Source organism: Kistimonas ophiarachnellae (assembly GCF_057552235.1).
Map to the genome: position 1 here is coordinate 43,260 of NZ_BAAJPA010000003.1, position 26,747 is coordinate 70,006.

Here is a 26,747-nt window from a genome sequence, read left to right on the forward strand (position 1 = left end):
CTATTGTTGTCTGAGTTATGCGGGGCATTCTTCACGCTTTACTGCACTCTGGCGAGCAATGCGGTTCACCAACTGCTGCGCCAGCTGCTCGGGCGTACCGGAAAAATCGCTGAAACCGGCAGATTTTATTGCGCCCGGCATTACATCACTGACTGCGCTAGCCATACATTGCGTCCAGACTGGCAGCCCCTCACGTCGATAGTGGCCAGCTTCGACCAAACCGTCTTCTCCCATACCGGAAAAGATAATCGCACCACTGACGGGCCAGGCCAGACGCGTCAGCGCCATCACCTCATCAATAGATGGGCTGTAAGGGCCACCCCATGTCCTGTCGAGCAATCGAACCCGCTGTTTGTCATCAATATCCATGGCTTGCTCTACCGACGCCAGAAGTACTTCTCCCTGATGGAGCGGCTGACCATCACCGGCTGTGACCACATCAAACGGACTGTGTCGTGCAATCGTGGCTGCCAGCACCTGGGAAAACGCCCTGTCGATATGCTGGGCATAGATAAAGGCCACCGGCAAATCTTCAGGCAGACAGTCCAGGAAGACTTTCACAGCTTCCGGTCCGCCCAGTGATGCACCGAGCACCCAGACTTCCTCAGCTGTTATATGCCGCGTACGTTGACGGGAAGCAGGCTTCAAAGGCCAGGGCAAAACCTTGCCTTGTCCTTTGGGTTGCTCCGCTATTTGCTTTGACGTTACCGGAATGAATGTTTTCAGCTTCGTTAATAAGCGACGCTGCCAACGTGAATAGTCCGGGGTGTTTCTGGCCGGCGCCTTGCCAACGCCGTACAGCACCGGCGCCCGGGAAAGGTCCGGCAATGATTCCAGCAGAAATTCACGATTATTCGCATCTTCCAGATCAACAATCCAGAGCCTGACCCGGCGATCTTCCAGCGCTCGTGTCGTACACCCGTCCGTTGCCAGCGTGGCAATAACGGGATAACCCGCCTCCATCAACAGCGTGCGTATGGCATGCCGCTGCAGCGACGTATCCGCGATAATGCCGACACCGCCACTCTCAGCCATAGACACTGACCAGTCCCTCGATGGCCTCCAGCAGTGGCCCCTCCTGGAACGGCTTGCCCATGTAATCGTTGACTCCGATCTCCATGGCACGCTGACGGTGCTTGGTACCGGTTCTGGACGTAATCATGATGATCGGTATGTCCGACAATACGGGATCATTCCGCACCGCTGTAGCGACCTCAAAGCCGTCCATCCTCGGCATTTCGATATCGAGCAGAATCAGGTCAGGCCGCTGATCCTGCAGCAGGGCCATAGCTTCCACACCATCTCGCGCCACCAGCGTATCGTAGCCATGCCGTCCCAGCAGGCGGGTAGTGACCTTACGGACGGTAACCGAGTCATCCACCACCATGATCAGGGCCTTCTCATCATGGCTCTCTGGTGCAGCGACAGGCTCAGCCCGGGTTTCAGCTGTCGCCGTACGCGCCAGCGTCCTGAGTGCGAGCGCCACCACATCCAGAATGATAACAACGCGACCATCACCCAGAATCGTAGCGCCGGAAATACCCGGCAACTTCGCAAACTGCGGCCCAAGGCTTTTCACGACAATTTCCCGGCTGGCTGACAGTCCATCAATCTGCAACGCGACACTGGTGTCACCGGAATGCACCAGTAATACCGGCACATCCTGCGTCATTTGCCCCAGTGAGGGCTGGCCTTTGCCGAGTATTTCGCCGAGATAATGGAGTCGGTAACTGCGATCGGCATACTCATAATGACCGCTGTCATAGCTGGTCTGCAGGTCTTTCGGACTGACACGCACAATACCCTCAATGGTATTGAGCGGAACGGCATAAACCTCTTCCCCCTGGTTCACCATCAGCGCCCGGTTGACAGACAGGGTAAAGGGCAGACGAACCTCAAATGTGGTGCCAGCATCCTGATCAGAATGAATATCCAGACGACCACCCAGCTGCTTGAGTTCACTGTTCACCACATCCAGGCCGACGCCTCGACCGGAAATCTGGGTGACTTTCTCCGCCGTACTGAAACCGGGTTCAAGAATCAGCCGGGTGACATCAGCATCACTCACCTCCGCGTCTGCTGCCAGCAGACCGCGCGACAGCGCTTTCTCCCGAATAGCATCGGGATTGAGCCCTTTACCGTCGTCACGGAGGCTCAGAACAATATCACCACCTTCACGACCGAAGACCAGGCTGATCTGACCGGTGGCGGGCTTGCCCTTACGGGTACGCTCATCCGTACTTTCTATGCCGTGGTCGACCGCATTGCGGAGCATATGCTCCAGTGGCGCCAGCATCCGCTCCATGACGCTACGGTCCATTTCGCCCTCGGCATTTTCCACCCTGAGCTCTACGTCCTTACCCAACTCTGAAGACACCTGACGGACAATCCGGCGCAAACGGGGCAACAGGCGGGAGAAGGGCACCATGCGGGTCCGCATCAGCCCTTCCTGCAACTCGGTATTGATGCGGGCCTGCTGGGTAATCAGGGTTTCAGAATCCCGGTTACGGTCTGCCAAAGCATCCTTGAGATCCATCAAGTCCGTAGCCGATTCCACCAGCGAGCGTGACAGCTGGGTCAGTTCGGAATACTGGTCCATTTCGAGCGGATCAAACTCAGGATGGTCCGCCAGTTCACCTTCATGGCGGGAGAGAATCTGGCTCTGGGTTTCAATATCGAGACGTCGCAGCTGTTCGCGCAAACGCTCGATGGTGTCGTGCATTTCCTGGAGGGTATAGCTGAAATCACTGACCTGCTGCTCTACCCGTGCCCGGCTGATACTGGTTTCACCGGCCAGGTTAACCAGCTGTTCCAGCAGTTCCGCGGGTACCCGCACCATTTCGCGGGCTGATACGTCAACAGTCGTATTACCGGGAGTCTGAGCTGAACGGAGAAACGCCGGCGCCTTAATGAAAGATGCTCCCTGGTCGTCCGGTTCGGGGAACGAGAGCACATCGGCAATTTTCCGGTCTGAATCTATCGCTTTGGCTGTGCCTGGTATTGCCTGGACAGGAACAGCGTCAATCGATTCATCAAACGGCCCAAAGCCTGAGGCTATCCCCTCAACCAGGCGTTGAAGCGTTTCTGTGTCTGAAGCCAGCGCCCGAATGTCATCCTTACTGATACTCCCTTTTTGCTGCAGCGCTTCAATCACCACTTCCATCTGATGGCTGGCATCACCCAGCTCAACCAGTCCGGCCATCCGCGCACTCCCCTTGAGGGTATGGAGTGCCCGCATCAGTTCTTCCGCCAGCATCATGTTGGCCGTATCGGACTGCCAGGCAGCCATCTGCTCTTCTATCTGTTCCAGCAGATCGGTCGCCTCTTCGAGGAAGATACCGGCCATCTCCGGATCCAGCCCATCGGACAGGGAAACGGATACGGGTTCAGAAACTGATGCCTGAACAGTCTCTTGCGCATCGTCTACCGAAAGATCGTCGTCAGTCGTACCGCCCCTGAATTCATGAATCAGGGTTCGCAGGTCTTCTGCTGAACGACACACATTGTTGGAACGCAGCTGACTGAGCATTTCATCCAGTGTGTCATGTGTGCGCAACAGAAGGTTGATCAGCTCCTGTGAAACACCGAGCCGCGCTTCACACAGATCTTCATAGAGGTATTCCAGTTCATGGCCCAGATCACCGATGGCGGTGACACTTGCCATTCGCGCACCACCTTTCAAGGTGTGGAGGTGACGCTGGAGAGACTGCAGACAACCATGGTCGTCCGGATATTCCAGCCAGCGGTAGAGGTCGCGTGACGCCGCTTCGAGAATATCCGTTGCTTCATCGAGGAACAGGGCAATCAGCTCCTGATCCATATCATCAGACGCGACATCACCCGCTGCGGTGGCCTCAACAGAAACGGTCCTTTGATTATCGGCCTGGTCATCAGTCGCAGCCGACACACTGTCCTGCAGCAATACCGCAATCCGATCCAGCAATGGCTGAGAACCGGTCGGTGTCTGCTGGGCGGCCAACTGATCCATCATGGCAATCAGGTGTTCATGACTATCCCGTAACAGCTGTACGAGATCGTCATCCATCGTAACCTGGCGCTGCAGAACACGCTGATAGAGTTCAATGAGATTGTCTGCCAGTGTCGCCAGTGGCTCAATATCCACCCGCTTCGCACTGCCGCTAACGGTAATCAGGGCATTGAGCAGTGCCTGGGCAGTCTCCGTATCCTGTTGATAATTCCAGTGGGCCAGCGTGTCATTGGCTTCCAGCAGCAGGTCGACACCTTCAGCCAGAAACAGCGCAACGGACTTCGGCTCCTGTCGGGGACCAGGGACCGGCTCTTTCTCATCAATATCCGTTAACCGTTCAGACTGCAGCAGTTGTATTTCATGAATGAGTGCATTCGCCCCCGCCAGTGGCGACAGCGGACTGGCATCCAACTGATCCAGACCATCCTGTATCAACAGGCCGCCACGATTGAGCAAGGCCAGCACAAGCTCATCTGCCACGATATTGTGCGCCTGGAATTCCTTGACCATCTTTTCCAGCGGTATTACTACATCTGCCACCGGCGTGATACCGGCCATGCTGGCGCTGCCCTTCAGGGTATGAAGTGATCGCTGCAGTTCGTCGGTTATAGTCAGGGCAACCTGTCGTTCATTGGATTCGGCAATAAAATCATTAATGACCTGAAGATGAACGACAGTTTCCTTGCGGAAAATATCCAGTAGGTCCGCTTCCGATTCAGCTTGCCCGGCAACACCGTCATCGACGCCCTCTGGCACAGAAGCAACAGGGAGAGGTTCGACGGGTGTCCAGCTTTCACCGCGGGCATAACAATCCGCTTCATCCATCAGGAACTGGATATCCGGCGACAAGATCTGTTGTTTTTCAGCGAAAGCGGCAATTGTCGAGGGTAGCAGTGCAATCACTCGATCAACCAGTGCTACCAGTGCATCAGAGGGATCAATGGAGCCATCAATCACCCTGTTGAGCATGTTTTCGATGCTCCAGGCCAGTTCACCGACAACCGTGGCGCCCACCATGCGACCACTGCCTTTCAGTGTATGGAAACCCCGCCGGAACTCTGCCAGTGAATCCGCATCGGTACGATCTGCCTGCCAACGAGGGAAGTACTCAGCCAGGGTTTCCCGAACCTCCTGGGCTTCCTCTATGAAGACTTCAAGCAGTTCGTCATCAATCCAGTCATCGGTTGGCTCTGCCGTTGCACTATCGACCAGCCCAGGAGAGACAATCAAAGGCTCATCAGAGGCCAGCACAATCTCTTCCGCAATCTCGTCGGAAGGCTCACCCCCGGGCGCACTCCCCGGACGGTAACCCAGTCGATTCAGGCTCTCATCGACAACATCCAGAATGACATCGCCCTGACTTTGGCGGTCATCCAGGAGACGTTCAAGGTAATATTCCACCCCGGCAATCGCATCGGCCAGCGTGTCCAGCGCCTGCCAGTCCGGCTCTGCCCGGCCACTTAACAGTTCCTGTTCCACATACACAGAGGCGGAAGCCACCTGCTGTGCGGCACGCTCCAATGGAATCATGCCCAGACCACCACGCACACTGGCCAATACATCAGGTACCGGCGCCAGGCAGCGGGTATCCCACTGGGATGCGATATAGTCGACAATGGCGTCCTTTGCCTGCTCCAGTCCGCTGCGGGCTTCCTGGATAACGGCCTGATGCGCACTGGCAAGGTCCGCTTCCGGTACCGCAGAGTCACCCACGCAAGCCGGTTTTTCCTGTGCCATGCCGGCCAGTGTCGCTTCGGCATAGAGCAGACTGCCAGCAACATCCATCAACACGTTGCCGTCATAGTGATCTTCATTGACCATGCGGCTCAGGATATCGACCTGGTCCTGAATCACCTTGCGGGGCATGCCCAGCCCCAAAACGCCCATGGTATCGGCCACCTGGCTGAGCACCGGCAGCTGCGCTTTCACCAGTTCACGGTCATTGCCCGGGCTGCGGACATAAAGATCCAATGCATCCTTGACGGCCATCAGCTCATCGGAAACTGCCTTAATGACCGAAGACATCGCCGCATTGTCCGGCCCCTGCAACCGCTGGCGCTCCAGTGAAACGGTATTTTCATCCGGCAGGGCATCATTGAGCTGATATTGCGCCTTGATGGCAGTTGTCATTGCGCCATCAGAACTGGAGCGGGCAACGTAATACAGCAGGTTTTTTAACAGATCCTCGGGAGCCGCACGGTTCACGGCCGCTTCACCGTCCTCTATCAGGCAACGGATTTCTGCATCCACCTGTCGCAACAGGTTTCTGACCGTCGACGTATTTTTACAGCCGCCAGCCTTCAGACTTTCCACTAACGCAGAAACCACAGGCCACAGCGTTCCCGCCGGAGCACCTTCCAGCAGTGTATTAAGCCGTTCAGAGACTTTCAGGAGATACGCCAGGTTCTCTTCGTTTTTGAGCCCCTTGATATAACCGACCAGCGCCATCTGATACATCTGGCGTAGTTTTTTCAGGAAGGCTGGCAGTTTCGGGTTTCTGAATGATTTAAGATGATCACCAATCACGGCGGGAACCGGCACACCCAGTTTCGGCTTGAACAGGGAGGTTTCAGACAGCAGGCTCTCTCCACGGGCAGCCCGCAAATCATTGAGTACCGGCATCACCACAACCGGCAGGTCACGGCGACCACGGTAAACCTGTTCCAGGTAAGGGGGAATCTGCAGGATCGACTGCATCAGCACTTCCAGTGCTTCATCCCGGTTAGCGACCGAGCCATCCAGTAGAGCGCGGGTCAACGCTTCCATTTCTTCCGCCAACAGGGCAGCGCCATAGAACTCCACCATGGTTAATGTGCCATGGACCTGGTGGATATAGTTCAGGCAGAAACGCAGCCGGGTATCATCCTGCTCGCCAGACTGTACACTGTCGACATACGCTTCCAGCGACTGACGCGCCTGTGTCAGGGTGTCACTGATCTCACCTTTCACCCAGTCCAGGGCGACGTAATCGTGGTGATCCCCCATCCCCATAATGTCTCCCGTTGGTTGCAGCCTTGCCGCACCTAAGTTATTTACTGCAGGTCACGCCAGTCCGGCGGTAAAATGCCAGCACCTGATCATTGTTAACCTGTTGCAGATCCGGATGCGTCCAGTCTGTGATTTCGCCCGGCCCCAGAATCAGGAGCCCGCCGGGCGCCAGTCGCTCCGCCAGTTGTCCCAGAATGATCCGCCGACGCCAGGTCCTGAAATAAATAAGCAGGTTCTGGCAGACAATGACATCCATATTGCCCATGGGCGCCCGCTCCAGATCCAGCACATTGACGCGGGTAAAGCAGACGCGCTCCCGCAGCAAAGAGCCGATTTTCAGGGTTTCGCCCGAACCGTCTTCGAAATAACGTTGCTGTAATTCTGCTGGCAGATCACCCAGACGCCGTCGGGTATATTCACCATGACGGGCATGGGCCAGTGCCTTGAGACTGATATCTGTGCCAGTCACGCTATAACGAATCACCTGTTCACTCTGACGCAATAACTGGCAAACCGTCATGGCCAGTGACCAGGTTTCTTCGCCGGTGGAACAACCGACACTCCAAAGCTCCAGACCTGAGTGCTGTTTTTCAGCAACACGCTTTTCAAGGAAGGACGTCATCAATTCAAACGACGGTTGATGCCTGAAAAAGCGGGTTTCATGCACCGTCAGTCGTTCAACCAATGTCGTCCATTCCAACGATCCGTCCGGTGCCGTGACCCGCTGGTAATACACGTCATAATCATTCAGCCCAAGCTCACGCATCCGGCCGGCCAGGTTGGCCTGCAGAATAGAGCGACGCTGCCAGCTGAAATGATTACCGGTACGACCTTCAAGCAGGTTCTGCCATTTGTCGTACTGTTCCGGCGTCATTTCCGGTACGGGCTGGACTGACCAACCAGGCATGGACATATCAGGCTACTCCGGCATCAGGCTCAGGGTTCCAGTGAGTCCACCGGCGACTCCGGCAGCTTGAAGCCCGCGACTGACTGTCGCATACCACTGGCCATGGTCGCCAGGTTACCGATGGACCGTGCCGTCGCATTGGTACCCGCTGACGTCTGGGACGTGATTTCCTGTATAACATTCATCGTATTGGAGATATGGCCCGCAGAAGACGACTGCTGACGTGCTGCGTTGGAGATGTTCTGGATCAGGGTCGAGAGACTGTTGGAAACCTGCTCGATATCTTCCAGCGCCACACCGGCATCCTGGGCCAGGCCCGCGCCCCGAACCACTTCGGAGGTGGTCTGTTCCATGGAGATAACCGCTTCGTTGGTATCGGTCTGGATGGTTTTAACCAGGCCTTCAATCTGCTTGGTCGCCGCCGATGCCCGTTCTGCCAGCCGCTGAACTTCGTCCGCAACCACCGCGAAGCCCCGGCCTGCTTCTCCGGCCATGGAGGCCTGGATCGCGGCATTCAATGCCAGAATGTTGGTCTGATCGGCAATGTCGTTGATCAGGGAGACGATGTCACCGATTTCCTGAGACGATTCACCCAGTCGCTTGATCCGCTTCGAGGTGTCCTGGATCTGCTCACGGATGGTATCCATGCCCGAGATGGTGTTCTGTACCAGCTCGTTACCCTTGTTGGCCAGGTCAACCGACCGTTCCGCAACTGCCGCGGATTCGGACGAGTTGGCGGATACCTGGTCGATGGAAACCGCCATCTCGTTGATCGCCGCCGAGGCGCCAGCAATCTCCTGCGCCTGGTGTTCCGCGGCCTCGGCCAGGTGTTTCGCCGTGGTCTGGGTTTCATCCGCCGCGCTGGCAACCTGCACCGCGGTATCATTGATGGTGTTAACCAGCGCCCGGAGCTGCTCGATGGAGAAGTTGATGGAGTCAGCAATCGCACCTGTGAAATCTTCGGTGACGGTCGCGGTAACGGTCAGGTCACCATCGGCCAGGTCGGCCAGTTCGTCCAGCAGTCGCAGGATCGCGGCCTGGTTGGCTTCATTGCTGGCAGCGGTTTCAGCCAGACGACGACGGGTGCCGCCCACCATGACCAGACCAATCAACAGGATCGCACCCAGCGCCACAAGACCCGGTACGGCAACAGTCAGCTCATTACCCTGGATCACAGAACGCTGGTCGGCCAGATGTTCAAAGGTCATGGCCAGGTCAGAGGTATTTTTCAGAAGCTGCTGTGAATTCACAAAGATCTGGTCGGAGGCTTCACGCACCAGGAACAGTTCCGGTGAGGTTTCCAGAATCTCGTCCACCGAGCCCGAAACGAATTCAAACAGGTCGGCAATTTCCACCAGGCGGTCGATGGCTTCCTCATCTTCCACCTGGGAAATATTCATGGCGATGTTGCCTTCCAGCATCCCGTTCAACACCCGGCCGAAGAGCTTGGCGTCACGACCGAAACTGTCCGCGGCCATCACCGAATCCTCGCCCCCTTCAAGCACCTTGCTGACGCTTCGAACAATACGTTCCGCCAGCCAGGGCTGACGCTGGGCGACGGAAATCTGTTCTGCCGGCGCTTCGGTATCCAGCAGGATTTCGACCACCTCGTCGTATTCCACCTGAAGCTGGGGAATGGTTTCAGCCAGCGTTGCAGCAACGTCATGGAGTGAAAGTACCGTTTCCTGGCTTTCCAGGATGCTGTCGCTATTCTGCCGGACACGGTTCCAGGTCGCAGTCACGCCCTGCATCTGTTCGGCAACCACGGGAGACTGTCCGCCAGCAGCCGGCAGGCTCATGGATGGATCGCCAGACTGCAGGTAGTTGTACCGTCGCTGGAACTCATCCCGCGCCCGCTTGAGCAGGGGGAACGCCTCGGCCTTACCGGATACGGCTTCCGTGGCGTTCTTGGCTATCTGCTGCGACAGAACCCGCAACTCGCCCGCATGGGCGATGTATTCCTTGTCCTGCGTTGACTGCTTGTTGATCAGCCAGAACGCCCCGATCATCGCAACCAGTGACAGGATCAGCACAACAAACAGGGTCAGGATGACACCGTTTGTCTGCGATCCGCTTGCTGCTTTTGCTTTGCCTTTCATTTCGCTCTGGCCCCCGCTGGCCTGGAAGTCATTGTTCTTGCTTTATACAGGGCTCTGTACCGAGCCATTCCCCAGAGACACTCCGCTGCCCGACCGTCAGGCCGTTTCCAGCGCCACCTGCATGAAACTGGCATGTTCTGCCAGCGTGAAAAGACTGAACACCAGGTAGGACGCTTCCCGCTGGTAGCTGCCCGCCAGGAATGGCTGCAGTGCCTCCGACGTACTGGCCGGTATACAGTCAGAAAAAGTATCTGCTTCAAAATGCTGCATGCCCTGAACGCCATCGACGATCAGGCCGCAGATCAAGTCACCCTGTTCAAGCATCAGGATGCGACGGGTGGTACTGGCAGACGAAGGCTCGAGTCCCAGGAATGCACCCAGATCCATCACGGGCAACAAACGCCCACGGCTGTTGGCCACGCCTTTCATCCAGGATTTCACCCCGGGTACCAACGTTATGCTGTCAGGTACGTGGAGAATTTCAGCCACCTCAGACAGAGGCGCCACACAACGCTCCCCGGCCAGAGAGAAACCCACACCACTCCAGTACTGTTTCAGATCCTGCCGGGCAGGCAGGCCGTCATTGTTGGCGCGGGCTCGCTGGTCAAGGTCAAGCAACAGCTCAAACGGTGTACTCATGCCAGACCCCGCCTGTCCGAAACCACGAAACCCTGCACAGGGCAGGGAGAGGAAGAGAGATTCACGGTTTGCACGTTTGTTATCGTTATCATGTCAACCCGCATGTGAGGAGCCGCTTTACGCGGCCATGACGTCATTCAGCTTCTTGATCAGGTTGGACGCGTCTACCGGCTTGGTCAGGTAGCCCCTGGCGCCCTGGCGTTCACCCCAGACCCGGTCGGTTTCCTGGTCCTTGGTGGTCACAATAATGACCGGGATATGACGGGTTTCCTGGTCCCGGGACAACTGGCGCGTCGCCTGGAAACCATTCAGACCCGGCATCACGATATCCATCAGCACCGCATCCGGCTTTTCGGCCCGGCACAGCGCGACACCATCGGCGCCATTGTCAGCCTTGAGCACTTCGTGCCCGTTCGCTTTCAGGACTTTTTCCAGAATCGCTGTTTCTGTCGGAGAGTCATCAACAATCAGTACGCGCGCCATGGTTCCCCCAGTGTTTCTTCACGCATTCCCATGAGACAGAGCGGGATGCGATTGTTTATTCGTTATGACAACAGTCCGGCCCTGACTGTATGTATCGCTTTTATGCGTTATGCGGCCGGTCGATATTCCCGTATCGCATCCAGCAATTCATCCTTGCTGAACGGTTTTGTCAGGTACTTGTCGGAGCCGACAATGCGCCCCTTGGCCTTGTCAAACAGCCCGTCCTTGCTCGACAGCATGATGACCGGCGTGCCTTTGAAAGTGCTGTTGTTCTTGATCAGGGCGCAGGTCTGGTAGCCATCAAGGCGGGGCATCATGATATCGACAAAAATGATATGCGGGCGGGTATCGGCAATCTTGGCCAGCGCGTCAAAGCCGTCGATGGCGGTAACAACATCGCAGCCGACCTTCTTGAGCAGTGTTTCTGCAGTACGGCGGATGGTCTTGCTGTCATCGATGACCATTATCCGCAGATTCTCAAAGTTATCGCTCATTCCTGGCCCTTCCCTACCGGGTCAATGTATCTGCCATGGTTCTTGTTATTGTCTGCCTTGCGGCATTGAAGCCACTTTTTAACACACATTACTACGGCATTCTACTGACCAAATTGCGACAAATACAAGTTCACCGGCCAACGACCGAAGCCGGCAAGGGGGGAGAAACAAAAGCCCGGGTTTTAGGCCCGTGTAGCGCTGGAAGCGGGATTAGTTAAATCCAAATCACTGTATTACACTGTTTTTTGTCCGTGAGATGCCGTGAATATCTCATGGTCGTAAAACCGCACTCGCTTCACGTCATCAGAACATATCGCTCACGCCCCTCACTCCCCCTACAGGTAGTATGAAATCAGGATGAAGCCGTCATGAACGCAAAGCTTACCCTGTTAGCGTTGTTATCTTTTCTTCCGGCAACGGGTTTTCCAACAACCCGCCAGGCATCTGGCTCTCAAACATTACAGACTCAAATTTCCCTGTTAGCTTGCGGTGACACGGTCATTTTACAAAATGGAGATTACGTTAACGCGCAGCTTAATCTGGACAAGGATTGTTCTGCCGCTACACCTGTCATTATTGAGGCAGAAAACCCCGGACAGGCCGTTTTCTCAGGTGATATGGCAATCACAATCAGCGGAAAACACTATCAGTTATCAGGTTTGTCTTTCACTCGACATGCCAGCGGCAATACGCGCACGGCAACAAAAGCGACGTTAATTACCGTCGCAGGGAGCAGTAACCGCATCACCAATTCCAAATTTGATGATGTCGATGATGTCACAGGCGTCTGGATTAAGTTGAGTGGTCATAATCATCGTGTAGATCATTGCAACTTTGAAAATAAGCGAAGCGCCGGAAGCTACATCAACATGGATATTGACAGGACTGACCCTTCATATCATCTCGTAGACCATAACTACTTCTCTCGCCTGCGGTTCCCGAACGCTGATCATGGCTCCGCGACACATGCCGGAAATGGCACCATGTACACGTTCAATGCACGGATTATTTTCGAATACAACCTGTTCGAGAACGCTGATGGAGAATCCGAGGTTGTCTCTGTAAAAAGTAGCGAAAACATCTTCCGTTATAACACGTTTAAAAATTCACGCGGGCACCTGAGTCTACGTCAAGGTAAACGTACCCTGGTGTATGACAACTATTTCCTGGGTCAAAACAATGCTCAAGAGCGTGGTATTTTTGTCCGTGGAGAAGATCATGTGATCTTCAACAACTACTTCTCAAATTTACGCCCCAAGGCAACAGAAACCGATTTTGGTACCGCCTGTTTCGGTGCTTCAAGCGCAAACGCTGATGATCAAAGAGCGGACGATGGACTAAACCCATACCACTACCCCTTAACGAAAAACGTGCTGTTTGCGAATAACACCCTGGTTAATGGTTACTATTCCGGCATTTCCATTGGTTGCCAGTGGGATTTGAATGATCCGCAACAACGTACGGTCTTGCCGGAAGACCTGTATTTTGCCAACAACCTGGTCATCAATGACACTCACGTTGTACATAACAGTGCGGTTGCAGTGAACCAGAATACTGGCGCCAATGATATTTCATGGTCGAACAATTACTTTGACGCCGCCAGCGCTGGCCTGACAACCCCGGGATTGATACAAGCATCGCTGCCACTGCATAGTGATCCTGCGACCAGTCTCCAGATGCCAACAGTGCCTTCCAGCGCATCTGCAGCCAATTTGACGCAAACGATTAACATGATTCCCCTTGATACAAGGTGGGTGGAAAACGTTGCCTTAATCAACCGTATTCAAAACAGCTCTGCGGTTGGTTTTGAAGTGCCCACAGACCCACGCACCCACCAAATGGTTTTGCCATTAAGCAAAACCAGCCCGGGTACAGGTATCAACTTTTAATGAAATGTTCCGTTTTGTCGCAACAATTCGTCATTTTCCCAAAGCCTGCATGCGAGAGCTAAAGGTTCAGCCTGTTGAGCGTCGAATCCGCTGACTTACTGTCCTGACCGCGGGATCAACCATACTCTGCGAGGCTTTACATCTGGTACAATGCCGCCATCCATTATCTGCACAGAGAACCGGAATGACCATCAAGCTCGGCATTGTGATGGATCCTATTGCCGCCATCAGTTACAAAAAAGACAGCTCCCTGGCCATGCTGCTGGCCGCCCAGAAACGGGGCTGGCAACTGTTTTACATGGAACAGGGCGACCTGTTTCAGGAAAATGGCGTCGCGCAGGCATCAATGTGCGAGCTGACCGTCAGGGCGGATCCGGAGGACTGGTTTACGCTGGAACAACCCGCCATCCGCAGGCTGGCCGAGCTGGATGTGATCCTGATGCGCAAGGATCCGCCGTTTGATAATGAATTCATCTACAGCACCTACCTGCTGGAACAGGCTGAACGGGCAGGCACCCTGATCGTTAACAAGCCCCAGAGCCTTCGGGACTATAACGAGAAATTCTTCGCAACCCTGTTTCCACAATGCTGTACTGACTGCATGGTGAGTCGGGACATGAATCGCCTGCGGGAATTTGCCGCACGCCACCAGGATGTTATTTTCAAACCACTGGACGGCATGGGTGGCACCTCCATCTTCCGTGTCAAAGCCGATGATCCCAATGTCAGTGTGATTCTGGAAACCCTGACCGAACGGGGGCAGTGCCAGATCATGGCGCAGAAGTTTATTCCCGAAATCAGGAAAGGCGACAAGCGAATCCTGATGATTGACGGCGAACCGGTACCTTACGCACTGGCGAGGATTCCCGCCGAAGGCGAAACCCGGGGCAATCTTGCCGCAGGCGGCAGCGGTGTTGGCCAGCCGCTCTCAGACCGGGATCGCTGGATTGCCGGACAGGTCGGCCCCGTCCTGAAAGAGAAAGGTTTGCTGTTTGTCGGGCTGGATGTGATTGGTGATTATCTTACCGAGATCAACGTCACCAGCCCAACCTGCATCCGGGAGCTGGATGCCCAGTTCGATATCAGCATTGCTGACATGCTGATGGATAAAATTGCTGAAAAACGGCAACAGGCCTGAAACGTCTGACTGCCTGGTATCGTCACCCACGATGCCGGGCAGATAACAATAAAATGATTAGCCTGTCATACTCCGGTACACACTTCATGGACTTTTCCGGTTGATCTTGGCAGAGTGAAAGTCACTGCAGTAACCCTGATCCCCGGGGTATGGATAACAAGACAAGTCCACCAAACATGGCACAAGCAACGGCACCGGTCACGGCAACAGACCGATTAAGCTTTACCCTGCTACTGGCAGTCGCCCTGCATGCGCTCATCATCCTTGGCGTAGGCTTCACGCTGCATGACAGTCCCGAACCCGCTAAAACCATTGAAGTGACCCTGGCCAGTTTCCAAAGTGAAAAAGCGCCGGAAAAGGCTGATTATCTTGCCCAGGTCAACCAGGAAGGCAGCGGCAGCCTGGACGAAAAAGCCCGTCCCTCCAGTGATCAGCTACCTGCACCGGTGCAGGATAACGAGATCCGGAAAGTCGAGCTGCGGGAACAAACCGAACAACAGCAGAGGCAGACGCTGGATACCTCCAGCAAGATTACTGCAGCCGTTTCGAACCAACGGATCAAGGAGGGCGACGGCAAGCAGAAAGAAAGCCCGGTCAGGGAAAACAATACGCCTCGCCCGAAAATCGATCTGCGTGCTGAAATCGCCAGCCTGGAAGCGGAGTTCTATGAACAGCGCAATGCCTATGCCAAGCGCCCCCGCATCCTGCGCCTCAACGCCGCGTCAACACGGCAGAGCGACGGTGTATGGTACATGGAAGCCTGGCGCAAGAAAGTCATGCGGATCGGGAATATCAACTATCCTGAGTCTGCTCGCAGCAAGAAACTGTATGGCCAGCTGGAACTGGCTGTCCAGATCAACCGGGACGGTACCCTGAACAAAATCGAGGTTCTGCGCTCTTCCGGTCACAAGGTTCTGGATGACGCCGCCATCCGGATCGTTGAGCTGGCCGCACCGTTTGCTCCTTTCCCTGACGATCTGCGTGAAAAGGATATCATCGAAATCATCCGGACCTGGCGTTTCGAGCCCGGTGACCGGTTATACAGTGGCTAACGCGTTTTTCCTGCTGCACGCGGTTCCGTCATCATCAGGATAAAGCCATGAACGAGCCGACAGGCAGCAGCCTGCGCCACCAATTTCTGATCTCCATGCCGCAGCTGGCAGACCCGAATTTCAGCGGCACCCTCACCTACCTCTGCGAACACAACGAGCAGGGCGCCATGGGATTGGTGATCAACCGCCCCACCAGCCTTTGCCTGGGCGATATTCTTACCCACATAGGGATTCCCATTTCACCGGATGCGTCCCATTACCACGACACCGTCTATGGCGGTGGCCCGGTCGACCTTGAACATGGTTTTATCCTGCACAGCCGTGACGAGCGGCAATGGAATGCCACCATGCCCATCACGGACACTCTCTCACTGGCCACTTCCCGTGACATTCTGAAGGCCCTGGCAGACGGAGAAGGTCCGGATATGTCCCTGGTCACATTGGGCTATGCCGGCTGGGGCGCAGGCCAACTGGAACAGGAAATATCCCAGAATACCTGGCTCACCTGCCCGGCGGATAACGATATTCTTTTCAACACGCCCACTGACCAGCGCCTGATTAAGGCAGCAGCGAAGATTGGGGTTAACCTTGACCTGCTGAGCCATGAAACGGGGCACGCCTGAGCAAACTTATTCCACATCCAGGTCCAGCCAGTCGCCCGCCATCCAGAAATCTTCCAGCTCCAGCGATAAGACCGGACATTCTCCACCATCAATCAGGCTCTTACCCGCCTCGAAAACATTGCGGCATTCATTTTCTATAACCGGTCCGGAAACTTCGATGCCTGTGGCCTTCAATTGTTCCAGTAACTCAGCGCATGCGATCTCCTTGTCACTTCCCCAGATATGACTGATCGTTTCCCGCGAAGCCCCGTAAACCACCTGCCGGATGTTGTAGCCCATAACGTTGGCCCAGTGAATCGCGCCCATGCCAACCGGCTCCGGCAACGCGGTTGAGAATAACGTCAGAGCCTGTCCATCACGGGCACTATAACGGGTACACAGCATATGAACAGCCAGCGCCTCCGCGGTATAGACCGGACTGATGTGGCAGGCGCTGCAGGCTGTCACCACAACACGATCCGCAGCATCGACAAAACAGGCTGCAAAGGGGTAACCGGGCGTAACATCCACGCCCATTTCCAGCAGCTCACGGATAATAAACTCATGGTTGTCCATCGTTCGTACCTCTTTACCGCCCGGGACGACAGGGTGAAATAACGCGTTCGAACCACCAGCATAGCTGCAATCTGACATTGCGCAGCACAGATAACCGGTCTGTCATATAATCCGCGCTTCACTCCCGGTAAGACCTGAACCATGAAAGCAGCACCCGCAAGAACCCTGATGGCGTTTGACTACGGCACCCGCAATATCGGCGTGGCCATTGGCCAGTCACTGACAGGTACCGCCACCGCTTTACCGGGTCTGAAAGCCCGCGACGGCATCCCTGACTGGCAGCAGGTGGCGCGCCTGGTTGAAGAATGGCAACCCGACGCCTTCGTGGTCGGTATTCCCCTGAATATGGACGGCACCGAGTCCGAGATGTCACAGCGGGCCCGCAAGTTCGGCAACCGGCTTTACGGTCGCTTCGGAAAAGCCTGGCATGCGGCCGATGAGCGCCTGAGCACGTATGAAGCAAAAGAGTGGGCAGGACGACTGGGCCATAGCGGCAGCTACGGCGACAACCCTGTCGACAGCATGGCGGCACAAATGATCCTGGAAAGCTGGATGAATGATCCCGCCAATGCCGGCTGGTTAATCAGGGAAACACCCGGATCCTGATGTTATCCGGGTGGGTCGGTAAGTGGTCAACAGGCTTAACGAAGATCTTCATCACCCTCAATGCTGAGGCCGCTTGACATGGCGTTGAGATGTTCAGCATCGGTTTCTGAACCCAGCTTGATCATCAGGCGGAGATCGTTGGCTGAATCTGCGTGGGCAATGGCGTCTTCATACGTGATTTCGCCATTGTTATACAGTTCATACAACGATTGATCGAATGTATGCATGCCCACTTCATTCGAGCGCGCCATCAACCCTTTCAGTTCATGGACATCACCCTTCCGGATCAGGTCTGCCACAAGGGGCGTATTGATCAATATCTCCGTTGCCGCTGTGCGCCCTTTTCCATCCGGTGTCTTAACCAGCTGCTGGGCAATAATCGCCTTGAGATTAAGGGATAGATCATTCCAGATCTGCTGATGCTGATCTGCCGGGAAAAAGTGAATAATCCGGTCAAGCGCCTGGTTGGCGTTATTGGCATGCAGTGTTGCCAGGCAGAGATGGCCGGTTTCTGCGAATGTGATGGCGTAGTTCATGGTATCGCGCGTTCGTACCTCGCCGATCATGATGACATCCGGCGCCTGGCGCAGCGTATTCTTGAGCGCGACCTCAAAGGACTCCGTATCTAGCCCCACCTCTCGCTGGGTAACAATGCAGCCTTTGTGCTGATGGATAAATTCGATCGGATCTTCGATGGAAACGATGTGGCCGTGACTGTTCTCATTCCGGTGTCCAATCATCGCCGCCAGAGAGGATGATTTACCATGGCCGGTGGCTCCGACGAAGATAACCAGACCACGCTTGGTCATGGCCAGCTGGTTAATAATTTCCGGTACCCCTAACTCTTCTACCGTGGGAATCTTGGTTTCAATACGACGCAGCACCATGCCAGGCAGGTTGCGCTGATAAAAAGCACTGACCCGGAAACGCCCTATACCACTGGCACTGATCGCAAAATTACATTCATGATTGGCCTGAAATTCTTCCTGCTGTTTATCACTCATGACACTGAGCACAGTCTCCATGGACTTCTCGGGAGACATGGGATTTTTAGTCACCGGTATAATCTTGCCCGCCACTTTCATACAGGGCGGCATACCCGTCGTGATAAACAGATCAGATGCACGCTTATCCACCATCAGCTTCAGCAAGGGGTGGATATCCATATGACTCATTCACTTATCTCGCTTTATGTGTGGACTGTGCGTTAGAAATCGTCCGGATTCTTTGCCTTCGAACGGGCCGCTTCCCGGGTAACAATCCCTTTCTGGAGCAGATTATGGAGACAACCATCCAGTGTCTGCATGCCCAGGTTGCCCCCGGTCTGAATCGCAGAGTACATCTGGGCGACCTTGTCCTCGCGGATCAGGTTCCGTATGGCTGGCGTGCCAATCATGATTTCATGCGCAGCAACCCGACCACCGCCGATTTTCTTCAACAACGCCTGGGAAATAACCGCCTGCAGGGATTCTGAGAGCATTGAGCGCACCATCGCCTTTTCCTCACCGGGGAATACATCAACGATACGGTCAATCGTCTTGGCGGCGGAGGTGGTGTGCAGGGTGCCAAATACCATGTGGCCCGTTTCAGCAGCCGTCAGCGCCAGGCGGATGGTTTCCAGATCCCGCATCTCACCCACCAGGATGATGTCGGGGTCTTCCCGCAGCGCGGAACGCAATGCCGCATCAAAGCCCAGGGTATCCCTGTGGACTTCCCGCTGGTTGACCAGGCATTTTTTGGATTCATGCACGAATTCGATGGGATCTTCGACAGTCAGGATATGGCCATATTTGTTTTCATTCACGTAATCCAGCATGGCCGCCAGGGTAGTGGACTTGCCGGAACCGGTAGGCCCTGTCACCAGGCAGAGCCCCCGGGGAAGGACTGAAATATCCTTGAAAATCTGTCCCATACCCAGTTCATCCATGGAAAGCACTTTACTCGGAATCGTCCGGAATACGGCGCCAGCACCTCGACCATGGTTGAAGGCGTTAACCCGGAAACGGGCTACCCCCGGCACCTCGAAGGAAAAGTCCGTCTCAAGGTACTCTTCATAGTCCTTACGCTGTTTGTCATTCATGATGTCGTAGATCAGACCATGCACCTGTTTATGGTCCATGGCGGGCAGGTTGATCCGGCGCACATCGCCGTCGATACGAATCATGGGCGGCAGACCTGCAGACAGATGCAAATCGGACGCGCCCTGTTTGGTACCAAACGCGAGCAGCTCGGTAATGTCCATGACTCCCCCCGGGGTCTTGTTATTCTCTGGCCAGGCGCATTGAAGCGTTGCGCCTGCAGTCTTTCTTTTAAGAATAGCTAGGTCACGGCCTGATTCTTCTTTCCACGCAGGTGGTGGTATTCTTGCGGTTTTCAGCCGTACCCGGCAAAGACGGGAAGTATCATTACATAGCCATGTCTGCAATTGAAACCCAATTTCAACAGGTCCTTGACCGGATTCATGCCGCAGAAAACGCCTGTGGCAGAGCCGGTGCCGTCAAGCTTCTGGCGGTCAGCAAAACCAAACCGGCCAGCCTGGTGCGCGAAGCCTGGCATACCGGTCAGCGGGATTTCGGTGAGAACTATGTGCAGGAAGGCGTCGAAAAAATCCAGGCCCTTCAGGATCTCGACGGCATCTGCTGGCACTTTATCGGCCCGCTGCAGTCCAATAAGACCCGTGCCGTCGCAGAACACTTCGACTGGATGCACAGCGTTGATCGCCTGAAAATCGCCCAGCGCCTGAGCGAGCAGCGACCAGGGCACCTGTCACCACTGAATATCTGTATTCAGGTGAATATCAGTGATGAAGACACCAAATCCGGTGTTTCGCCGGAAGATGTTCTGCCCCTGGCCGCTGAGATTGTGACACTGCCCAACCTGGAACTGCGCGGCCTGATGGCAATTCCTGTACCCACGGAAGATCCCGCGGCGCAACATGCCGTCTTCCGGGCCATGTCAGAATTACTGGCAACACTTCAGGAACGCTGGCCTGAACAGGGGCTGGACACCCTGTCCATGGGCATGAGTGATGACCTGGAAGCCGCGATAGCGGAGGGCGCTACGATGGTACGGATTGGCACCGCACTGTTTGGCGCACGGGATTATTCGTAGTTCCTGATCACAGAATTAACACCAAACCGGAAATAGCAGCATGACCACAGCAACACTGGCTTTTATCGGCGCCGGCAACATGGCTGGCAGCATTATCGGTGGACTGATCGACAATGGCTATGATCCTGAACACATCATCGCTTCCGATCCGGGCCGGGAAACGTTGCAGTCTCTGCAAGCACAGTTTGGTATCAAGATTGCCGTAAACAACAACGATGCCGTACGGGATGCGGATGTCGTCATTCTCGCCGTCAAACCGCAGGTCATGAAGCCCGTCGTGACAGAGCTGGCGCCAGCGCTGCAGGATGCCAAACCCATGCTGGTCTCTATTGCCGCCGGCATCACCATCGACAGCCTTGATGACTGGAGTGGCGGTCAGCTTCCCATTATCCGCTGCATGCCGAATACGCCGGCACTGCTTGGCTGCGGCGCCAGTGGCCTCTATGCCAACCCACAGGTATCGGAAACGCAGAAAGCGCTTGCGGAAACGGTCATGAATGCTGTCGGCATCAGCCGTTGGCTGGATTCAGAAAGCGCTATTGATGCAGTCACTGCACTATCCGGCAGCGGCCCGGCCTATTTCTTCCTCCTGATGGAATCCATGATCAATGCCGGTAAACAACTGGGCCTGCCGCCAGAAACCGCCACGGCACTGACACTGCAAACGGCGCTTGGTGCAGCGCGAATGGCTGCCAAAGGGGATGTCGAAGCTGCCGAACTGCGTCGCCGCGTCACCTCACCCGGCGGCACCACCGAGCAAGCCATCAATACGTTTGAACAGGGCGAATTTCGTGCACTGGTGCAATCAGCCCTGGATGCCGCCGAGCGACGTTCCCGGGAACTGGCAAAGCAGGACTGACATTCCCAACACCGTTAACGGTGGATAAGATTAAGGCGGGGCTGTTGCAACTCGGTTGCAGCACCCCCATAGTGTGAAAATCCGGACTACTGAAGAGTTACCGATACATGTCACCATTGACCAGCTCCCTGTCATTCCTGGTGGAAACCATCGGCAGCCTGTTTGTTATGGCTGTGCTGATCCGCTTTCTGCTACAACTGGTACGGGCGGATTTCTACAATCCCATCTCCCAGGCCATCGTGAAGGTTACGGGTCCCTTACTGAATCCGTTGCGTCGCCTGATTCCCGGTTTCAAGGGGATGGATATCGCGGCCCTGATCCTGGCCCTGCTGGTTCAGATCGTGATTGTCTACCTGCTGCTTGGGATTCACGGCTACATTCCCTCGGTGATACCGGTGGGACAGGTACTGGCGATTTCCATCTTCAAACTGCTCAATACCCTGCTGAATATTTACATGTTCAGCCTGATCATTATCGCTATCGCCAGCTGGGTAGCGCCCGGCAGTTATAACCCGGCACTGATCCTGCTGCATCAGCTGACCGAGCCGTTGAGCAGCCGCATCCGCCGTGTGATTCCTCCGGTAGGCGGACTGGATTTCTCCCTGATGGTGCTCGTTATCCTGATCGTCATGACCAAGAACGCACTGCCAGCGATTATTCCGGGGCTTCCTGGTTTATAAGCCCTTCGAAACGTTGGCCCCTTCAAAAACCCGTAGCTGCCTACGGGTTTTTTATTGCTCCTGAAACCAATCCTGACCGCATAGTTAGCCTCCCTGTGCGTATCACTATATAATCGTGCTCGCCATATGCTTGCCATGTGCTCACTAATAATAACCATGCTGCCAGCCTAAGGAAGAGGGGGATCGCGTCATGGGACAACTGGAATCACAGTTTGACGCCTTTATTGACTGGAAACAGCATCTGCTGACTCAGGTCACCCGCTATCAATCCTGGCTGGTTCATAACCATCTGCTGACGCCCGAGCTGGATCGCCGGTTGTCCCGGGCCAATGAGAGCCTGCGCCGTAAAACCATTACGATTGCCTTTGCCGGCGAATTCTCCCGCGGTAAAACCGAGCTGATCAACGCCCTGTTTTTCGGCAACCAGCACGCCCGAATGTTGCCCTCCCGCGCCGGTCGCACCACCATGTGCCCGACAGAACTCTTTCATGAGCCGGGAAAACCGACTTCAATTCAACTGTTGCCGATACACACCCGGTTACAGTCAACGTCCCTCACAGATCTTCGGCAAGACCAGAACCAGTGGCACAAGATTCCACTACCAATAGAAGATACAGCAGCACTGGCCGAGGCACTGGCACGGGTTGCAGAAACGCTGGATGTCACTGAAGAGGAAGCCATTGCGCTGGGCTTTGAACCGGAACACCTTCAGTTCAGCAAAGCAGATAACGGCTACGTGAAGATTCCTGCGTGGCGACACGCCCTGATCAATATTGATCATCCGCTGCTGAGCAAGGGTATTCGCATTCTGGACACCCCGGGTCTGAACGCCCTCGGCCTGGAACCGGAACTGACCCTGAACATGTTGCCTGCTGCCGACGCCATCATTTACCTGCTCAGCGCCGATACCGGTGTCACAGCCAGTGATATGGCCATCTGGCAGAATCATATCCAGACCATTGAGCAGGAAGCGCCTTCCAGCCTGTTTGCCGTACTGAACAAGATTGATCTACTGGACGATGAACTGCTGACGCTCACTCAACAGCAGGATATTCGATCCGTTATTCTGGATACATCCGCCCGCCAGCTAGGCCTTAAAGCCGATGAAATCATCGCGGTCAGTGCCCGTCAGGCGCTGACCGGTAAACTGAAAGGCCATCCGGCACTCGTCGCCAACAGCGGGATAGAAACGCTGGAGCACCTGCTCAGTTACGAGTTAATTCATCATCAGGAACAAGTGCTCGACGATGGTGTTGTCAATGTTCTGAACCACCTGTTAAACAACAGTCGTCAACTACTGGAAAAACGTCTTCAGGATCTTTATACCCGACAGAGACAGCTCAACGGCAGCCGCAAGGATGATCAGTTACTGGTCGCAGAACTGACGGAACAAACACGCACTCAGTACAACCAGCACCACAAACGGCTGCTGGCGTTAAAGTCCAGTCGTCGACTGGTACAGCAGCAGGGCAGGGCGTTGGTCAGGGCCTGCCGTACCGAACTGTTCCAGGAGCGTGTCAGGAAAGTCCACACACTCCTTCTGAAGAGTCTGACCACCGTCGGCATTAACCAGACCATCACCCGCTTTTTCCTCTATATGCAGGATGATATTCACCAGCTCAGTATTGAGGCGCGGCTGGCAAACCGGCTGGTTCAATCCATCTACGAGCGACATGCTGACGCCGATGGCCATACGCTTTCTCCAACACTGTTTCAGACAGACAATTACCTCAAAGAGCTCAACGCCATCAGAAGCAAAGCAGACCAGTTCGGTAAACGAATCAGTACTGTATTAACAGAACAGCACCTGGTTATACGACGTTTTTTTAATACACTGGTACGTGAAGTGATTGCACTCCATGAACGCGCAGAAACTGATACAGAGCAATGGACAGATCAGGCACTCTTACCATTAACCCAGCACGCACTGGAGCATAAACAACTCCTGGAGCGACAGCTGGTACAACTAAAAACCCTCAACCGGGACAACGCCAACCGCAAGCAACTGTTAGGAAAACTGGATGAATTCCTGGCGGATACAGAACATCAGCTGGTAAAAATTGACCATATTCTGAAAAATACCCGGCAGCGAATCAGTCCAGCCAAATCCGGCAATGTGGTGGTTCTTCATGAGCGACCGGCGATGGCCTGACCGGACCATGACTCCACAAGTGACATACCAACAACCCGCTGCAGGCTATGCTGCGCCCTCTACCGTGATAGCCTCAAAATACCATGAACACGCCTATCGCCATCCCTGTCGGTGCTGACACTGGTCTGGTCGGCGCCGGACTGGGCACGCTTGCACCGGGACGTTACCCGAACCAGATACGCGTCGGCGGCTAGACCCGCCATCCCGCCTCCTTTAGACTTGCCGAACCTGCAATAATTCGAACAAATTCGCCATGACAGATGTTGCCGCCAAGCAGCGGGGTGCTCCCCCTGTACGCAGTCTGCCTGAAGATTCCGTGGGACTCGTTGAGCCGCGCAAGCTGCACTTTGCCGATCCGCTGCACCTGCGTTGTGGCCGGGTTCTGCCGCAGTTTGACCTGATGATCGAAACCTATGGCGAACTCAATGCCGAGGCGTCCAATGCCATCCTGATCTGTCATGCATTGAGCGGCAATCATCATGCGGCTGGCTACCATTCTCCGGAAGATCGCAAGCCTGGTTGGTGGGATACGGCAATCGGCCCCGGCAAACCCATTGATACCAACCGATTCTTCGTCGTTTGCCTGAATAACCTGGGTGGCTGCCATGGCAGCACCGGTCCTACCAGTATCAACCCGGAAACCGGTCGCCCCTGGGGACCTACATTTCCGGTAGTCACCGTGGATGACTGGGTCGAAAGTCAGGCGCGTCTGGCTGACCTGCTGGGCATCCAACAGTGGGCTGCAGTGGTTGGCGGCAGCCTTGGCGGCATGCAGGTACTGGAGTGGACAATCCGTTATCCGGAACGGCTCCGGTATGCGGTCGTTATCGCTTCAGCGCCGAAACTCTCTGCCCAGAATATTGCCTTTAATGAAGTCGCCCGCCGCGCCATCATGAGTGATGAGAACTTCCACGATGGCCATTATCAGGATCACGGCGTCATTCCCAAGAATGGATTGATGCTGGCACGCATGGTCGGCCATATCACCTATTTGTCCGATGACGCCATGGGCGCCAAGTTCGGCCGCGAACTGAGGCAGGACAAAATCAATTTCGACTTTGGCGCCGAATTCCAGGTAGAAAGCTACCTGCGATACCAGGGCGAAGCGTTCTCTGGCCGTTTCGACGCCAACAGTTATCTCCTGATGACCAAGGCGCTGGATTATTTCGACCCGGCAGCACGGTTCAATCATGACCTGGTCAAAGCGCTCGAAGGAACCCGGGCCCGTTTCCTGGTGTTGTCCTTTTCAACGGACTGGCGCTTTGCGCCCGATCGCTCCCGGGAAATCGTCAATGCACTTCTGGCTGCGAAAAAACCGGTTTCCTATCTGGAGGTGGATGCCCCACAGGGTCACGATGCCTTCCTGATGTCGATACCCCGCTACATGGATACCCTGAAGGCTTACCTGGGACGTATTGCTGAGGAGGTCTGCTGATGCGAAAGGACTTCGAACTCATCCAGCACTGGATCAAGCCGCAGAGCCGGGTGCTGGATCTGGCCTGTGGCGACGGTGCCCTGCTGGACCAGCTGACCACGAGCCACAACGTGCAAGGCTATGGGCTGGAAATCAATCCGGAAAATATCCAGGCCTGCATCACCAAAGATGTGAATGTGATTGAGCAGAACCTGGATCACGGGCTCAAGAACTTTGGTGATAACACCTTTGATACCGTGATCATGACCCAGGCCCTCCAGGTTATGCGTTTCCCGCACCTGGTACTGGAGGAGATGCTGCGGGTTGGAAAAGAATGCATTGTCACGTTCCCAAATTTCGGCCACTGGCGCTGCCGCACTTATCTTTCACTGAGAGGCAAGATGCCTGTCTCCAAGTTCATGCCTTACACCTGGTATGACACGCCAAACATCCATTTCTGCACATTCCGGGATTTCGAGGATCTCTGCCGCAAGAGCAATCTGAAAATTCTCAACCGTCTGGTGGCCAACCGGGACCACGAAAGTCCGGCGCTGGCCCGCGCCATGCCGAACCTGTTTGGCGAAATTGCGATCTATCACCTGTGTCGACACAACGAGGCTGCCTGATGCGACCTGTACGTTCATCCCTGCTGTTCCTGTCTCTGCTCCTGTCCCTCAACACAGCGATTGCCAGTGAACCGGCGTCCACAAAGCGGTTCGGCGATTACGTAATTCATTACTCCCCATTCAACAGTACATTTGTGACACCCCAGGTCGCGAAGAGCTATGCTCTGACACGTGACAAACGTACCGGACTGGTTAATATCGCCGTACACTACAAGGGCAAGCCGGTTAAGGCAGACATCAAAGGCGAGGCGGCCAACCTGTTACAACAGAAAGAAGCCCTGACCTTCCGGCTGATTGATGAAGGGGAATCCGTCTATTACCTGGCGCCATTCCGTTTCACCAATGAAGAGCTGTTGCGGTTCACCGTGACGGTGACACCCGAGCAGGGGGACGGCGGCCCGATGACCGTCCGTTTCTCACGAACATTCTACGAAGGCTGACAGC

The 26,747-nt window shown here is 55.1% G+C and carries 22 protein-coding genes; 12 read left to right on the forward strand and 10 right to left on the reverse strand.

What is annotated here, in order from left to right; genetic code table 11:
• Nucleotides 1-15: 15 nt before the first annotated feature.
• The 7 genes from AC27K1_RS04240 to pilG form a co-directional block, all read right to left on the reverse strand.
• Nucleotides 16-1,035, reverse strand: a complete 1,020-nt coding sequence (locus tag AC27K1_RS04240; RefSeq protein WP_487148983.1) for a chemotaxis protein CheB — start codon at nt 1,033-1,035, stop codon at nt 16-18.
• Nucleotides 1,028-6,979, reverse strand: a complete 5,952-nt coding sequence (locus tag AC27K1_RS04245; RefSeq protein ID WP_487148556.1) for an Hpt domain-containing protein — start codon at nt 6,977-6,979, stop codon at nt 1,028-1,030. The genes AC27K1_RS04240 and AC27K1_RS04245 overlap by 8 nt, the downstream gene beginning before the upstream one ends.
• 37 nt (nt 6,980-7,016) lie before the next feature.
• A complete protein-coding gene (locus AC27K1_RS04250; protein WP_487148558.1) occupies nt 7,017-7,889 on the reverse strand; it encodes a CheR family methyltransferase in 873 nt (290 codons plus the stop codon).
• Between the two features lie 23 nt (nt 7,890-7,912).
• A complete protein-coding gene (locus AC27K1_RS04255; protein ID WP_487148559.1) occupies nt 7,913-9,982 on the reverse strand; it encodes a methyl-accepting chemotaxis protein in 2,070 nt (689 codons plus the stop codon).
• A gap of 96 nt (nt 9,983-10,078) precedes the next feature.
• Nucleotides 10,079-10,621 (reverse strand): chemotaxis protein CheW, encoded by a 543-nt coding sequence (locus AC27K1_RS04260; RefSeq protein ID WP_487148561.1) that lies wholly within the window; start codon nt 10,619-10,621, stop codon nt 10,079-10,081.
• A gap of 117 nt (nt 10,622-10,738) precedes the next feature.
• Nucleotides 10,739-11,104, reverse strand: coding sequence for a twitching motility response regulator PilH (gene pilH, locus AC27K1_RS04265; RefSeq protein WP_487148562.1), 366 nt, complete (start codon nt 11,102-11,104; stop codon nt 10,739-10,741).
• A gap of 107 nt (nt 11,105-11,211) precedes the next feature.
• Nucleotides 11,212-11,598 (reverse strand): twitching motility response regulator PilG, encoded by a 387-nt coding sequence (gene pilG, locus AC27K1_RS04270; protein WP_345198481.1) that lies wholly within the window; start codon nt 11,596-11,598, stop codon nt 11,212-11,214.
• A 368-nt stretch (nt 11,599-11,966) separates the two neighbouring features.
• Here pilG and AC27K1_RS04275 point away from each other — a divergent pair, with 368 nt between their 5' ends.
• From AC27K1_RS04275 to AC27K1_RS04290, 4 genes are all read left to right on the forward strand, one after another.
• Nucleotides 11,967-13,487: a polysaccharide lyase 6 family protein gene (locus tag AC27K1_RS04275; protein WP_487148564.1), complete on the forward strand. Its 1,521-nt coding sequence runs from the start codon at nt 11,967-11,969 to the stop codon at nt 13,485-13,487.
• A gap of 184 nt (nt 13,488-13,671) precedes the next feature.
• Nucleotides 13,672-14,625, forward strand: a complete 954-nt coding sequence (gene gshB / locus AC27K1_RS04280; protein WP_487148565.1) for a glutathione synthase — start codon at nt 13,672-13,674, stop codon at nt 14,623-14,625.
• Nucleotides 14,626-14,801: 176 nt separating this feature from the next.
• On the forward strand, nt 14,802-15,677 hold the full coding sequence (locus AC27K1_RS04285; protein ID WP_487148567.1) for an energy transducer TonB: 876 nt from the start codon (nt 14,802-14,804) through the stop codon (nt 15,675-15,677).
• A 47-nt stretch (nt 15,678-15,724) separates the two neighbouring features.
• Nucleotides 15,725-16,300: a YqgE/AlgH family protein gene (locus AC27K1_RS04290; protein ID WP_487148569.1), complete on the forward strand. Its 576-nt coding sequence runs from the start codon at nt 15,725-15,727 to the stop codon at nt 16,298-16,300.
• Between the two features lie 6 nt (nt 16,301-16,306).
• On the opposite strand, the gene AC27K1_RS04295 is transcribed toward AC27K1_RS04290, so the two are convergent.
• Nucleotides 16,307-16,855 carry a cytidine/deoxycytidylate deaminase family protein gene (locus AC27K1_RS04295; RefSeq protein ID WP_487148571.1) on the reverse strand — a complete coding sequence of 183 codons (549 nt, stop codon included), beginning with the start codon at nt 16,853-16,855 and terminating at the stop codon, nt 16,307-16,309.
• Nucleotides 16,856-16,996: 141 nt separating this feature from the next.
• Between AC27K1_RS04295 and ruvX the strand changes: the two genes are divergently transcribed.
• Entirely contained in the window at nt 16,997-17,461 is a 465-nt protein-coding gene (ruvX, locus tag AC27K1_RS04300; protein ID WP_487148573.1) for a Holliday junction resolvase RuvX, read from the forward strand.
• Between the two features lie 35 nt (nt 17,462-17,496).
• On the opposite strand, the gene AC27K1_RS04305 is transcribed toward ruvX, so the two are convergent.
• On the reverse strand, nt 17,497-18,627 hold the full coding sequence (locus AC27K1_RS04305; protein ID WP_487148985.1) for a PilT/PilU family type 4a pilus ATPase: 1,131 nt from the start codon (nt 18,625-18,627) through the stop codon (nt 17,497-17,499).
• A gap of 41 nt (nt 18,628-18,668) precedes the next feature.
• The gene (locus AC27K1_RS04310) at nt 18,669-19,703 is read right to left on the reverse strand and encodes a type IV pilus twitching motility protein PilT (protein ID WP_487148575.1); all 1,035 of its coding nucleotides are present in this window, start codon (nt 19,701-19,703) and stop codon (nt 18,669-18,671) included.
• Between the two features lie 173 nt (nt 19,704-19,876).
• On the opposite strand from AC27K1_RS04310, the gene AC27K1_RS04315 reads away from it, so the two are divergent.
• The 7 genes from AC27K1_RS04315 to AC27K1_RS04345 all read left to right on the forward strand — a co-directional run bounded on the left by AC27K1_RS04315 (nt 19,877) and on the right by AC27K1_RS04345 (nt 26,743).
• Complete coding sequence (locus AC27K1_RS04315) at nt 19,877-20,572, forward strand: YggS family pyridoxal phosphate-dependent enzyme (RefSeq protein ID WP_487148576.1); 696 nt, start codon at nt 19,877-19,879, stop codon at nt 20,570-20,572.
• A gap of 40 nt (nt 20,573-20,612) precedes the next feature.
• Complete coding sequence (proC, locus tag AC27K1_RS04320; protein ID WP_487148577.1) at nt 20,613-21,431, forward strand: pyrroline-5-carboxylate reductase; 819 nt, start codon at nt 20,613-20,615, stop codon at nt 21,429-21,431.
• Nucleotides 21,432-21,538: 107 nt separating this feature from the next.
• Nucleotides 21,539-22,111, forward strand: coding sequence for a YggT family protein (locus tag AC27K1_RS04325; protein WP_487148579.1), 573 nt, complete (start codon nt 21,539-21,541; stop codon nt 22,109-22,111).
• Nucleotides 22,112-22,301: 190 nt separating this feature from the next.
• The gene (locus AC27K1_RS04330; RefSeq protein ID WP_487148580.1) at nt 22,302-24,263 is read left to right on the forward strand and encodes a dynamin family protein; all 1,962 of its coding nucleotides are present in this window, start codon (nt 22,302-22,304) and stop codon (nt 24,261-24,263) included.
• A 253-nt stretch (nt 24,264-24,516) separates the two neighbouring features.
• A complete protein-coding gene (gene metX / locus AC27K1_RS04335) occupies nt 24,517-25,698 on the forward strand; it encodes a homoserine O-succinyltransferase MetX (protein WP_487148582.1) in 1,182 nt (393 codons plus the stop codon).
• Complete coding sequence (gene metW, locus AC27K1_RS04340; protein WP_487148584.1) at nt 25,698-26,303, forward strand: methionine biosynthesis protein MetW; 606 nt, start codon at nt 25,698-25,700, stop codon at nt 26,301-26,303. The genes metX and metW overlap by 1 nt, the downstream gene beginning before the upstream one ends.
• On the forward strand, nt 26,303-26,743 hold the full coding sequence (locus tag AC27K1_RS04345; protein WP_487148586.1) for a DUF4426 domain-containing protein: 441 nt from the start codon (nt 26,303-26,305) through the stop codon (nt 26,741-26,743). The genes metW and AC27K1_RS04345 overlap by 1 nt, the downstream gene beginning before the upstream one ends.
• The last annotated feature ends 4 nt before the right edge of the window (nt 26,744-26,747 follow it).

Excerpts from the sequence above, each read along its gene's own strand:
- AC27K1_RS04240 (WP_487148983.1), bottom strand. The coding sequence starts at position 1,035 with ATGGCTGAGAGTGGCGGTGTCGGCATTATCGCGGATACGTCGCTGCAG.
- AC27K1_RS04245 (WP_487148556.1), bottom strand. The coding sequence starts at position 6,979 with ATGGGGATGGGGGATCACCACGATTACGTCGCCCTGGACTGGGTGAAA.
- AC27K1_RS04250 (WP_487148558.1), bottom strand. The coding sequence starts at position 7,889 with ATGTCCATGCCTGGTTGGTCAGTCCAGCCCGTACCGGAAATGACGCCG.
- AC27K1_RS04255 (WP_487148559.1), bottom strand. The coding sequence starts at position 9,982 with ATGAAAGGCAAAGCAAAAGCAGCAAGCGGATCGCAGACAAACGGTGTC.
- AC27K1_RS04260 (WP_487148561.1), bottom strand. The coding sequence starts at position 10,621 with ATGAGTACACCGTTTGAGCTGTTGCTTGACCTTGACCAGCGAGCCCGC.
- pilH (WP_487148562.1), bottom strand. The coding sequence starts at position 11,104 with ATGGCGCGCGTACTGATTGTTGATGACTCTCCGACAGAAACAGCGATT.
- pilG (WP_345198481.1), bottom strand. The coding sequence starts at position 11,598 with ATGAGCGATAACTTTGAGAATCTGCGGATAATGGTCATCGATGACAGC.
- AC27K1_RS04275 (WP_487148564.1), top strand. The coding sequence starts at position 11,967 with ATGAACGCAAAGCTTACCCTGTTAGCGTTGTTATCTTTTCTTCCGGCA.
- gshB (WP_487148565.1), top strand. The coding sequence starts at position 13,672 with ATGACCATCAAGCTCGGCATTGTGATGGATCCTATTGCCGCCATCAGT.
- AC27K1_RS04285 (WP_487148567.1), top strand. The coding sequence starts at position 14,802 with ATGGCACAAGCAACGGCACCGGTCACGGCAACAGACCGATTAAGCTTT.
- AC27K1_RS04290 (WP_487148569.1), top strand. The coding sequence starts at position 15,725 with ATGAACGAGCCGACAGGCAGCAGCCTGCGCCACCAATTTCTGATCTCC.
- AC27K1_RS04295 (WP_487148571.1), bottom strand. The coding sequence starts at position 16,855 with ATGGACAACCATGAGTTTATTATCCGTGAGCTGCTGGAAATGGGCGTG.
- ruvX (WP_487148573.1), top strand. The coding sequence starts at position 16,997 with ATGAAAGCAGCACCCGCAAGAACCCTGATGGCGTTTGACTACGGCACC.
- AC27K1_RS04305 (WP_487148985.1), bottom strand. The coding sequence starts at position 18,627 with ATGGATATCCACCCCTTGCTGAAGCTGATGGTGGATAAGCGTGCATCT.
- AC27K1_RS04310 (WP_487148575.1), bottom strand. The coding sequence starts at position 19,703 with ATGGACATTACCGAGCTGCTCGCGTTTGGTACCAAACAGGGCGCGTCC.
- AC27K1_RS04315 (WP_487148576.1), top strand. The coding sequence starts at position 19,877 with ATGTCTGCAATTGAAACCCAATTTCAACAGGTCCTTGACCGGATTCAT.
- proC (WP_487148577.1), top strand. The coding sequence starts at position 20,613 with ATGACCACAGCAACACTGGCTTTTATCGGCGCCGGCAACATGGCTGGC.
- AC27K1_RS04325 (WP_487148579.1), top strand. The coding sequence starts at position 21,539 with ATGTCACCATTGACCAGCTCCCTGTCATTCCTGGTGGAAACCATCGGC.
- AC27K1_RS04330 (WP_487148580.1), top strand. The coding sequence starts at position 22,302 with ATGGGACAACTGGAATCACAGTTTGACGCCTTTATTGACTGGAAACAG.
- metX (WP_487148582.1), top strand. The coding sequence starts at position 24,517 with ATGACAGATGTTGCCGCCAAGCAGCGGGGTGCTCCCCCTGTACGCAGT.
- metW (WP_487148584.1), top strand. The coding sequence starts at position 25,698 with ATGCGAAAGGACTTCGAACTCATCCAGCACTGGATCAAGCCGCAGAGC.
- AC27K1_RS04345 (WP_487148586.1), top strand. The coding sequence starts at position 26,303 with ATGCGACCTGTACGTTCATCCCTGCTGTTCCTGTCTCTGCTCCTGTCC.